8 protein-coding genes and 1 tRNA gene are annotated in these 10,834 nt (G+C 71.1%); 6 read left to right on the forward strand and 3 right to left on the reverse strand.

Annotated features, from left to right (window positions below; genetic code table 11):
- Window positions 1-100 precede the first annotated feature (100 nt).
- Together GWI24_RS45745 and GWI24_RS32000 are read left to right on the forward strand one after the other, a co-directional pair.
- Window positions 101-283 carry a hypothetical protein gene (locus GWI24_RS45745; RefSeq protein WP_020868566.1) on the forward strand — a complete coding sequence of 61 codons (183 nt, stop codon included), beginning with the start codon at window positions 101-103 and terminating at the stop codon, window positions 281-283.
- A gap of 80 nt (window positions 284-363) precedes the next feature.
- A complete protein-coding gene (locus GWI24_RS32000) occupies window positions 364-1,458 on the forward strand; it encodes a PDZ domain-containing protein (RefSeq protein WP_210949538.1) in 1,095 nt (364 codons plus the stop codon).
- A 35-nt stretch (window positions 1,459-1,493) separates the two neighbouring features.
- Here the strand turns inward: GWI24_RS32000 and GWI24_RS32005 are convergent, their stop codons facing one another.
- The gene (locus tag GWI24_RS32005) at window positions 1,494-2,057 is read right to left on the reverse strand and encodes a PPA1309 family protein (RefSeq protein ID WP_210949539.1); all 564 of its coding nucleotides are present in this window, start codon (window positions 2,055-2,057) and stop codon (window positions 1,494-1,496) included.
- 134 nt (window positions 2,058-2,191) lie between these two features.
- Here GWI24_RS32005 and GWI24_RS32010 point away from each other — a divergent pair, with 134 nt between their 5' ends.
- The 3 genes from GWI24_RS32010 to GWI24_RS32020 all read left to right on the forward strand — a co-directional run bounded on the left by GWI24_RS32010 (window position 2,192) and on the right by GWI24_RS32020 (window position 7,316).
- The gene (locus tag GWI24_RS32010; protein WP_210949542.1) at window positions 2,192-5,143 is read left to right on the forward strand and encodes a UPF0182 family protein; all 2,952 of its coding nucleotides are present in this window, start codon (window positions 2,192-2,194) and stop codon (window positions 5,141-5,143) included.
- A gap of 69 nt (window positions 5,144-5,212) precedes the next feature.
- Window positions 5,213-5,286, forward strand: a tRNA-Met gene (locus tag GWI24_RS32015).
- Window positions 5,287-5,468: 182 nt separating this feature from the next.
- On the forward strand, window positions 5,469-7,316 hold the full coding sequence (locus tag GWI24_RS32020; RefSeq protein ID WP_210949540.1) for a tetratricopeptide repeat protein: 1,848 nt from the start codon (window positions 5,469-5,471) through the stop codon (window positions 7,314-7,316).
- A gap of 279 nt (window positions 7,317-7,595) precedes the next feature.
- Here the strand turns inward: GWI24_RS32020 and GWI24_RS32025 are convergent, their stop codons facing one another.
- Both GWI24_RS32025 and hemE read right to left on the reverse strand, forming a co-directional pair.
- On the reverse strand, window positions 7,596-9,131 hold the full coding sequence (locus GWI24_RS32025; RefSeq protein WP_247617151.1) for a hypothetical protein: 1,536 nt from the start codon (window positions 9,129-9,131) through the stop codon (window positions 7,596-7,598).
- Between the two features lie 43 nt (window positions 9,132-9,174).
- Window positions 9,175-10,281: a uroporphyrinogen decarboxylase gene (gene hemE, locus GWI24_RS32030; protein ID WP_210949541.1), complete on the reverse strand. Its 1,107-nt coding sequence runs from the start codon at window positions 10,279-10,281 to the stop codon at window positions 9,175-9,177.
- A 210-nt stretch (window positions 10,282-10,491) separates the two neighbouring features.
- On the opposite strand from hemE, the gene GWI24_RS32035 reads away from it, so the two are divergent.
- Window positions 10,492-10,834 (forward strand): DUF3000 family protein (locus GWI24_RS32035; protein WP_308344155.1); only part of this gene is annotated, 343 nt, incomplete at its 3' end.

Below are 10,834 nucleotides of genomic sequence, written 5' to 3' on the forward strand. Positions count from 1 at the left end.
CCCCCACCCTGCCGTAAGCGTTGACCTGGCAGAGGATTAATCTGCTCATCTGTCAGTCGCGGTCCTGAACCGCGATTTTTCAAGGGGTCGGGAGGCTGCTGTGGCCGCGCTTCTCTGGTTGCTGATTCCGTTGTTCGCGGCGATAGGCGCGGCGATATACGCCGGCATAGCCGCGCGAGCCGGTAAACGGAAGTCCGGGGGGGATGTAGCTGAGCTGGCCGGATACGCCCGCTTCCGCGAAGCGATGGAGCGCCGGCCCTCCGATTCGGACGCCGCGGCCTGAGGCCGCCGCCCCGTCCGCGCCGCCCCTCGTACGGACGGCCCCGACGGTGGACTGACGGACGCGTCCCGTACTGTCGTTCCATGCCACGCCGCACCGCGACGATGCTCGCCTCCCTTCTGATGCTGATCGCGCTGCTCTGCGCAGGAGTGCTGATTCCGGTGCCGTACGCGGAGATGTCGCCCGGGCCGACGTACAACACCCTGGGTGAGCACAACGGGGAGTGCGTGCTCCAGATCTCCGGCCGCAAGAGCTGTGAGACCACCGGCGGGCATCTGAACATGACCACGGTCCGGGTCACCGGCTCCGAGTACCGGATGAACCTCGTGGAGGCCGTCTACGGCTGGCTGGCGCACGATGACGTGGTCGTGCCGCACAGCACCCTCTACCCGGACGACAAGACCCCGGACCAGGTGGACCAGCAGAACGCCGAGGAGTTCACCCAGTCCCAGGAGTCCGCCAAGGTCGCGGCGCTGCGGGCGCTGAAGAAGCCGGTCACCGCGCATGTCATCGTCGGCGCCGTCCAGAAGGGCGCCCCGGCCCAGGGCAAGCTGCACGCGGGCGATGTGATCAAGTCGGTGGACGGCACGGCGGTGCGCGAGCCCGATGACGTGGCCAAGCTCGTCACCAAGCACAAGCCGGGCCAGAAGGTGGTCTTCTCGGTCGTCCCGGCCAAGAACGTGGCCGCGGCGGAGAAGAGCGGCAAGCAGCCCACCGGCGAGGAGCGCGTCACCATCACCACCACGAAGGCGGACAAGGGCCCGGCCCGCGCCATCGTTGGCATCCAGGCCGGGATCGACTACACCTTCCCGTTCCGGATCGACATCAAGCTGGCGGACGTGGGCGGGCCCAGCGCCGGTCTGATGTTCGCGCTGGGGATCGTGGACCGGCTCTCGCCCGGCGATCTCACCGGCGGGAAGTTCATCGCGGGCACCGGGACGATCGACGCCAAGGGCACGGTCGGCCCGATCGGTGGCATCGAGATGAAGACGATCGGCGCGCGCGAGGCGGGCGCCCGCTACTTCCTCACGCCCAAGGAGAACTGCGCGGCCGCCGCCAAGGACGTGCCGAGCGGGCTGCGGCTGGTCAAGGTGCACACGATCGACGACGCCCTTACGGCGCTCGAGAAGATCCGTAAGGGGGACACCGCCGGTCTGCCGAAGTGCACGACGGGCTGAGCGGCGCCCCCGTTGCGGGGGTCAGGTCGCGGGGGTCAGTCGGTGGCGAAGGTGGCGGCGAGCGCGTCCGCCAGGCCCGGCACCAGACCGGCCCCGGTGAGCACCTCGGTCGGGGAGTCCTTCTCCCGCAGCCGCAGGGCCGACTCACGCGCGCCGTCCCGCAGGACGGCCACGGTCATCCGGACCTCCTGCCGGTCGGGGTGGTCTGCGACCCACTTGGCCAGCGCCGCCTCGTCCAGGCCCTCGGGCACGGAGCTCTCGGCGGACGGCGGCAGCATCTGCCGCTCCACGGTCAGGGCGCATCCGGTCACCGCGTCCGGCCAGGCGATGGTGGCGAGGAACTCGTCCAGCGGGGCGCCGGAGGGCAGCTCGTCCTGCTCGATGGGGGTCAGGGAGGCGATCTCCTCGCCGCCCTCGTCAAGGCCGAGCTGAGCGGCGAGGCCGGGCTCCTCGGTGCGCAGCCGGGCGGTGTCGACAAGGGCGAAGAGCCGGGCGGGCTGGTCCCAGCCGAGCCCCGAGGCGTAGTCGTCGATTTCGAGTACGGCTCGGGTCAGTGGATTCGAGGCCAGCGGGTCGGTGCCGGGGGTTGCGTTGGACATGGTTCATATCGTGCCCTGTTCGGACCCGGAAACGGGAACTGAGTAAAGCCTGAGTAAGTTGCAACAGGTGGGCCCTGGAGTTCAGGGTTCCTCAATCGACAGCGAACTTCGAGGTGCGCACCTTGGCTTTCCAGATGCCGGACCGCGGCGGAGGCCCGACGGGGCCGCGGGTGAGAGTCGGCCGTCCGTCCCGGCGTGCCAGGACCCTGCTCATGACTCTGGGCGTGCTGGCCGTGTTGGCCATGCTCTTTGTCATGTTTGCCGGATTTTGGACGGATTGGCTCTGGTATCGCTCACTTCATTACTCTTCGGTCTTCAGTACCACCCTGAAGACGAAGATCGGGCTGTTCTTCGTCTTCGGCGTGCTGATGGCCACGGCCGTCGGGATCAACATCTGGCTGGCCCACCGGCTGCGGCCGCCGCTGAGCGCGATGTCCATGGAGCAGCAGAGCCTGGACCGCTACCGGATGGGCATCGCCCCGTTCAAGAAGTGGGTGCTGCTCGCGGTCACCGCCCTGGTGGGGCTGATCGCGGGCGCCTCGGCGGCCGGCCAGTGGCGCATCTGGCTGCTGTGGGTCAATGGGGTGCCGTTCGGCCAGAAGGACCCGCAGTTCCACAAGGACGTGGCCTTCTACGCCTTCGATCTGCCCTGGTACCGCTTCCTGCTGAGCTTCGGCTTCGCGGCCACGGTGCTCTCGCTGATCGCCGCCGCCCTGGTGCACTACCTCTACGGGGGCCTGCGGGTCACCAGCCCCGGTGCCCGCGCGACCGCCGCGGCCACCGGCCATCTGTCGGTGCTGCTGGGCGTCTTCGTGGCGCTCAAGGCGGTGGCGTACTGGCTGGACCGCTACGGCCTCGCGGTGAAGTCCAGCGACTTCAAGGCGACGGGCAACTGGACGGGTCTGCGCTATGTGGACGCCAACGCCTATCTGCCCGCCAAGACGATCCTGTTCTGCATCGCGGCGATCTGCGCGGTGCTCTTCTTCGCCACGCTGTGGCGCCGCACCTGGCAGTTGCCGGTCATCGGCTTCGGGCTCATGGTGCTGTCGGCGATCCTGATCGGCGGGCTTTACCCGGCGATCGTGCAGAAGTTCCAGGTCCAGCCGAATGAGCAGGCCAAGGAGGCGCCGTACATCCAGAAGAACATCGAGGCCACGCGCAAGGCGTACGGCATCGATGACTCCAAGGTGGCGGACTACTCCGGCAAGAACGACAGCGACGGCGGCGGCGAGAAGCTCCGTAAGGACGCCAATACGACGGCCAGTTACCGGCTGATCGATCCCAGCGTCATCTCGCCGACCTTCCAGCAGCTCCAGCAGGAGCGTAAGTACTACCAGTTCCCCTCGACGCTCGACGTCGACCGCTACAAGGGCGCCGACGGCAAGGACCAGGACACCGTCGTCGGTGTGCGCGAGCTGAACCTCAACGGCATCCCCAAGCGGAACTGGATCAACGACCACTTCACCTACACCCATGGCTACGGCATGGTGGCGGCGAAGGGCACCACGACCGACCCCAACGCGGACCCGGCCGGCTCGCCGGACTTCACCGAGTCCGGGCTGCCCACCAAGGGCTCCAGCGGCGGCGGTGTCGGCACCTACAAGCAACAGGTCTACTACGGCGAGAAGACCGACCAGTACTCGATAGTCGGCGGCCCTCAGAAGGAGCTCGACTACGAGAAGAACGGCGAGCGGACCACCAGCTACAAGGGCAAGAGCGGGGTCAGCCTCTCCAACCCGGTCAACCGCGCCGCCTACGCGGTGGCGTTCGGCGAGCCCCAGATTCTCTACTCGGGTGCGATCGGGGACGGTTCGCGGATCCTGTACAACCGCACCCCCAAGGAGCGCGTCGAGAAGGTCGCCCCCTGGCTGACCATCGACGGTGACGCCTATCCGGCCGTCGTCCATGGCCGGATCAAGTGGATCGTGGACGCCTACACCACGACCAACGGCTATCCGTACGCCTCGCGTACGACTCTCGGCGACAGCACGGCCGACTCGCTGAGCGACGGGGACCGCTCGGTGGTCGCGCAGCAGAACAAGGTCAACTACATCCGCAACTCGGTCAAGGCGACCGTGGACGCCTATGACGGCACCGTCAAGCTCTACGAGTGGGACTCCAAGGACCCGGTCCTGAAGACCTGGGAGAAGGCGTTCCCGGGCACGGTCGAGCCCAAGGAGAAGATCAGTGGCGAGCTGATGGAGCATCTGCGGTATCCGCAGGATCTGTTCAAGGTCCAGCGCGAGCTGCTGACCCGCTACCACGTCACCGATCCCACGCAGTTCTACAGCGGCAGTGACGCCTGGCAGGTGCCCGAGGACCCGACCCACAAGGACGGGAACGCGGTGCCGCCGTACTACCTGAGCATGAGGATGCCCGACCAGAAGGGGCAGACGTTCTCGCTGACGACGACCTTCACCCCCAACGGGCGTCCCAACCTGGGGGCGTTCATGTCGATCGACGCGGATGCCAACAGTAAGGACTACGGCACGATAAGACTGCTGAAGGTCACCTCCAACGTGCCCGGTCCACAACAGGTGCAGAGCGAGCTCAACGGTGATCCGGAGGTCGCCGAGTTCGTCCGGAACCTGAGAGGCACCGACTCCGACATCGAGTACGGCAATCTGCTCACCGTGCCACTGGACAACGGCTTCCTCTATATCGAGCCCGTCTACGCCCGCGGTGGCAGCGCCAACTACCCGCTGCTGAAGAAGGTCGGCGTCTCCTACGGCAAGGAGACGGTCTTCAAGGACACCCTGGGCGAGGCCCTGGACGCCGTCTTCGGCGAGTCGTCCGAACAGCGGCCACCGGGAGACGGCGGGCAGGAAGAGCCGCCGTCGAACACCAACCCGACGGTGAAGGAGGCCCTCAAGGACGCCTCGGACGCCTATCAGGACGCCCAGGACGCCCTCCAGAAGCAGCCGCAGGACTGGGAGGCGTACGGCAGGGCCCAGGAGGACCTGAAGGACGCGCTGGACCGCGCCGCCAAGGCGGAGGACAAGGCGGCCGGCGACAAGCAGGGGCAGCAGCAGAACCAGCCACGGAGCCAGAGCGCCGGCGGCGGTTCCGACAAGAAGGGCGGCTGACCCTTGACGACCTGCGAGAACGGCCGGGCGGCCGACCCCTCGCGCCGTGGTACGGTGGTTGCACCACGGCGCGGGGTGGAGCAGCTCGGTAGCTCGCTGGGCTCATAACCCAGAGGTCGCAGGTTCAAATCCTGTCCCCGCTACTGACACAACGAGGCCCGGATCCGCAAGGATCCGGGCCTCGTTGTGTGTTGTATGAGCGTCCACTCGGGGAATGCGGATACAAGCGTTTGGGTTGTCTCTCTGTGGGCATGTCGACAAAACGCTGAAGTGACCTCCTCGGCTGCGGTATACCAGGTGTACGCCGGATGCGGGTGATGCCACGATGGGATTTATGGGGGACAGGGTCAGTCTGTTGGAGACAGGGCGTTTTGCGCACACGCACGACGATGCCGAGGAGGAGACCCGGCACCGCCGTGCCGCCGAGGCCGGTGACACCGCCGCGATGAGCGCACTTGGCGCGCTGCTGCTGCGCCGCGGCGACCTCGACGGCGCCGAACCGCATCTGCGGGGAGCCACCGCGGCGGGCGATCGCGCCGCCGCCAACAACCTCGGTGTTCTGCTGCACCAGCGCGGCTACGCCGACGAGGCGGCCGGCTGGTGGCGCATAGCCGCCGTCGCCGGATCCCCCGCCGCGGCCCACGCCCTGGGCCGCCATCACCGCGAGCGGGGCGACGAGCCCGCCGCCGAGTACTGGCTGCGCCAGTCCGCCGAGTCCGGCCACACCCTGGGCGCGTACGCGCTGGGCGATCTGCTGGAGCACCGCAGCGACATCGGGGCCGAGCGCTGGTTCCGTACGGCCGCCGAGCGCGGCCACCGCGAGGCCGCGTACCGCCTCGCCCGCATCCTCGACGACCGCGGCGACGAGGGGGACGAGCCGGAGGCCGAGCGCCGCCGTGGCGCGGACGGGGGCGGCCGGGAGGAGGCCGGGCAGTGGTACCGGCAGGCCGCCGCGCGCGGCCACCGGCGCGCCGCCCTCCACCTCGGCACGCTGCTGGAGAAGCGCGGCGAGACCAAGGAGGCCGGGCGCTGGTACCTGATGTCCGCCAAGGACGGCGAGGCCCGGGCCGCCTGCGCGCTGGGCTTCCTGCTGCGTGACGCGGGCGACACCGACAGCGCCGCCGTCTGGTGGCACCGGGCGGCCCAGGACGGTGACGGCAACGCCGCCAACGCGCTGGGCGCGCTCCATGCCGACCGCGGCGAGACCCAGACCGCCGAGCGCTGGTACCGCGCCGCGCTCGACGCCGGGGACATCAACGGCGCCTACAACCTCGGGCTGCTCTGCGCCGAGCAGGGCCGCGCCGCCCAGGCCGAGCAGTGGTACCGCCGCGCCGCCTACGCGGGCCACCGCGAGGCCGCCAACGCGGTCGCCGTGATGCTGCTGCAGCGCGGCGACGCGGCGGGCGCCGAGCCGTGGTTCTCCAAGGCGGCCGAGGCGGGCAGCGTCGACGCCGCGTTCAACCTGGGGATCCTGCACGCGGGCCGGGGCGAGGAACGGGCGGCCCGGCAGTGGTACGAGCGGGCCGCGGCCGCCGGGCACACCGAGGCCGCGCTGCAGGTCGGCCTCGCCCTCCAGCGGGAGGGCGACCTCCAGGGCGCCGAGCGCCATCTGCGCTGCGCCGCGGGCGGCGGCAGTGCCGAGGGCGCCTTCCGGCTGGCCGCGCTGCTGGACCGCTCCTCGGTCGGCGGCGACCCGGCGACCGGTACCGGCCTCGGCAGCTCGTCCGGGACGCGCTTCCCGACCCCGCCGCCGGACGACGGCTCCGGGCCGCACGTCCCCGAGTACGAGGAGTGGTACGAGCGCGCCGCCCGCCAGGGCCACCGGCGGGCCCAGGTGCGGGTGGGCATGTTCGCCGCCGCGCGCGGCGATGTGGTCGAGGCCGCGCGCTGGTACCGCACGGCCGCCGAGGCGGGCAGCAGCAATGGCGCGTTCAACCTGGGGCTGCTGCTGGCCCGGGAGGGCAGCGAGCCGGAGGCCGCCCTGTGGTGGACGCGTGCCGCCGAGGCGGGGCACGGGCGGGCCGCGCTGCGGCTCGCGCTGCTCGCGGCCCGTCGCGGGGCGCTCGCCGAGGGGCAGCGGTGGTGTGCGCGGGCGGTCGAGCTGGGGCCAGCGGAGGTCGCGGAGCGCGCGGCCCGGCTGCGAGAGGCGCTCCAGCAGGAGCTCACGGCGTAGGCGGCGAGGGTTTACGGCGTGGACGGCGGGAGCCTGTCGCCCAGGGGGTGTCCGGCGGGTTCTGACGCCTGCGGCGGGCTGTTCCCCTCCCCGCCCCTTCCCGAACCATGGGGCTCCGCCCCCTGGACCCCGGACGCCCTTCGGGCGTGTCCTCAATCGCCGGACGGGCTGAAAATCAGCCCCTCCGGCGATTGAGGAGCGGGGTCCGGGGCGGAGCCCCGGTTGTGGGAAGGGGCGGGTAGGGGAAAGCCCGCCGCAGGCGGCAAGCCGCGGAACCGATCAGCGCGCGCCGTCGATGATCCGCAGCGCCTCCCGGACCCGCCCGGCCACATGCCGGGGGCAGCTCCACGCCTCCAAATCGAGGCGCGGCTCGGGCGTGTCGTACTCCCCCGGCGCGTACAGATGGTTGAGATGGGCGCCGTAAGGGTCCTCGTGGAAGCCGAAGTGACGGCGGCCCGCCAACTCGGCCAGCACCTCCCAGGGGTGCGCGTCCCCGTGCGGGCAGGACCCGGCCTCCGGGTCGGGCCGCACCGCGCCGAGGATCGCCCGCAGATCCCGGTGGACGGCCTCGGGCGGGGCCTCCTCGCCCGAGGTCACCGACCAGCAGGCCACCAGCAGCAGCACCAGCCGCTCGCGCGGATCGGCCGGGCCCGCCGCGAACCGCCGCGCGGCCCACAGCCCGGCGTCCTCCGCGGCCTGCCCGTCCCGGCAGCGGAACCGCACGGCGTGGGTGAGCCGCTCGATGTCGAGCCGGCCGTCGGGGCGCAGCAGCACCTCGTCCAGGTGGGCGGTGTCCCGGAGGCCGAAGAGCCGCTCACGGCTGGTGCGCAGATGGTCCAGCGCGTCGCGGGCGATCGCGGCGAGGAACGCCGGGCACAGCCATGCCTCCAGCGGCGCCGTCTCCAGCTCCTCCCGGTGCCAGTGGCGGTAGACGCCCCGGCCGCCGGGGCTGAGCAGATGGATGCCCACGGTGGCCTGCTCCGCGGTGTCCCGGCCGACCTCGGGGTGCTCGCCCTCGCCGTGCGCGCAGGAGGCGCCGCCGAGACCGGGCAGCACCGCCTCCAGGGCGTCCACCATGGTGTCCAGGACCCGCCGGTCGCGGATCCGGCCGCTGGCGGCGTACCAGCAGGCGGCGTGCAGGACGACCACGAGTCCGGCGCGGTGGTAGCCCAGGGGGTTGGCGACCAGGTTCCTGGCGTAGGCGGACAGCTCCTGGGCGGGGTCCACCGCCGCGCTCGGGTAGTCCCAGACGATCGAGCGCAGATCCTCGGCGCGGCGCGCGTCGCGGACCGGGAGCCGGGGCGGGATGCCGCCCACGCTGCCGGGGGCGATGATGTCGATGGCGACCCGCGCGTACCCGGCGATGTCGCGCGGGCACAGCCACTGCTCCTTGGTGGCGTCGTCCTCCCAGTCGGGGTCCTGGGCCTCGGCCAACCCGTTGGTGAGCAGCGGCAGATCGTCCACGAAGTGGTCGATCCGGTCGTCCAGATCGCTCTCGTACGGATGCGTCCGGTGGGCGCAGGGGGCCTCGCGCAGCCGCCGGTCGGTGGCGTGGAGGGCCTCCAGGGCCGCCGCCGCGACGTCCTTACGGGAGAACCGGCCGATGTGCGCGGCCATCATGACCAGCCCGAGCGTCCAGGCGTACGCCTGCTCGCCCGCGGGATCGGCCACCAGCCGCCTGGCACAGTCCAGGACGACCCGGTCCGAGTCGCCGCCATAGGTCTCGTGGAGGATGCCGTGCCAGTCGTCGACGAAGTGGACACACTCCGGCGACTCCTGCGGGTCTGACAGCGCGGTGGCGGGCATGTCGGTCATGCCCCTCACGACGCCACGGGAGGCACGCGGGTTCCCGCTTGGTTCAGACCTTCACAGAAGGTGCGCGCGATGCGCTCTGGGTGTGCACATACTCGACGAGCCGGGTGAGCGCGTCCGGATCGGTGCTGGGCAGCACGCCGTGGCCGAGGTTGAAGATATGCCCCTCCACCCCCCGGGCCGCCTCCAGCACCTCGTCCGCCTTGGCCTCGACGGCCGTACGCGGGGCGAAGAGCACCGCGGGGTCGAGATTGCCCTGGAGCGCCTTGCCGGGGCCGACCCGCCGGGCGGCCTCGTCCAGCGGCACCCGCCAGTCGACGCCGACGACGTCCGCGCCCGCCTCGCCGAGCAGCCCGAGCAACTCACCGGTGCCCACGCCGTAGTGGATGCGCGGCACACCGTACCCGGCGACGGCGGCGAAGACCTTCGAGGAGGCGGGCAGCACGCTGCGGCGGTAGTCGACGGGGGCCAGGGCGCCCACCCAGGAGTCGAAGAGCTGGACGGCCGACGCGCCCGCCTCGATCTGCACCTTGAGGAAGGCGACGGTGATGTCGGCGAGCCGGTCGAGCAGCGCGGCCCAGAGCGCCGGGTCGCCGTACATGAGCGCCTTGGTGTGCTCGTGGTTGCGCGAGGGGCCGCCCTCCACCAGATAGCTGGCGAGTGTGAAGGGGGCGCCCGCGAAGCCGATGAGCGGGGTCGCGCCGAGCTCACCGACGAGCGACCCGATGGCCTCGGTGACGTACTTCACATCGTCCGGGTCGAGCGGGCGCAGCCGCTCCAGATCGGCGCGGGTGCGGATCGGCCGCTCGACGACCGGCCCGACACCGGGCTTGATGTCGAGGTCGATGCCGATGGCCTTGAGCGGTACGACGATGTCGCTGTAGTAGACGGCCGCGTCCACCCGGTGGCGGCGCACCGGCTGGAGCGTGATCTCGGTGACCAGGTCGGGCCGCGTGCAGGACTCCAGCATCGCGATGCCCTCGCGCAGCTTGCGGTACTCCGGAAGCGAGCGCCCCGCCTGCCGCATGAACCACACGGGTGTATGGGACACCGGCTCCCGGCGGCAGGCCCGCAGAAAGGCCGAATCGACTGTGGCACTGGCCGCGGCACGGCCGGTCTGCTGCTGGCCCGGGGGCCGCTCGTTGGCGCTCATGCCCCAGATTTTCGCACGGGCCGAACGAGTGACCCGCCAACCCGGGTGTCCCTCCCCGGTTAGGACCCTCAGTGCGCCTAGTCTTCCGGGCATGGCAGCGGTTCAAGGACACCTCTCGAACGGTGCTGACGGCCCTGACGGCACGGACGCGGGCGGGAGGACACCCCTCCCGCCTTCCGGCATGCCGTCACCGCGCTGCGCGGTGTGCGGGTGCGGCCCGAGGTGGAGCTCGATCCGACCCCACCCCCGCGTCGGCTCGCACCCTACTCGTACGCGCTGGAGGCGGTGGTCACCGGCGCGGCGGGCGATGACGAGGAGCTGGCCGAGGGGCGGCTGATCCTGCTGCACGACCCGGCCGGGCACGACGCCTGGCGCGGCGCCTTCCGCCTGGTCACGCTGGTCCACGCGGACCTGGAGCCGGAGATCGCGGCGGATCCGCTGCTGCCCGAGGTGTGCTGGTCGTGGCTCACCGGCGCACTGGAGGCACGCGGTCTGCCCTACGGGGAGCCCAGCGGCACGGTCACCCGGGCGAGCTCGCACTACTTCGGCGCGA

Origin of the sequence: Streptomyces sp. MK37H (assembly GCF_018035285.1) — a bacterium.
Classification (GTDB): Bacteria; Actinomycetota; Actinomycetes; order Streptomycetales; family Streptomycetaceae; genus Streptomyces; species Streptomyces endocoffeicus.

Excerpts from the sequence above, each read along its gene's own strand:
- GWI24_RS32000 (WP_210949538.1), top strand. The coding sequence starts at position 364 with ATGCCACGCCGCACCGCGACGATGCTCGCCTCCCTTCTGATGCTGATC.
- GWI24_RS32005 (WP_210949539.1), bottom strand. The coding sequence starts at position 2,057 with ATGTCCAACGCAACCCCCGGCACCGACCCGCTGGCCTCGAATCCACTG.
- GWI24_RS32010 (WP_210949542.1), top strand. The coding sequence starts at position 2,192 with ATGCCGGACCGCGGCGGAGGCCCGACGGGGCCGCGGGTGAGAGTCGGC.
- GWI24_RS32020 (WP_210949540.1), top strand. The coding sequence starts at position 5,469 with ATGGGATTTATGGGGGACAGGGTCAGTCTGTTGGAGACAGGGCGTTTT.
- GWI24_RS32025 (WP_247617151.1), bottom strand. The coding sequence starts at position 9,131 with ATGACCGACATGCCCGCCACCGCGCTGTCAGACCCGCAGGAGTCGCCG.
- hemE (WP_210949541.1), bottom strand. The coding sequence starts at position 10,281 with ATGAGCGCCAACGAGCGGCCCCCGGGCCAGCAGCAGACCGGCCGTGCC.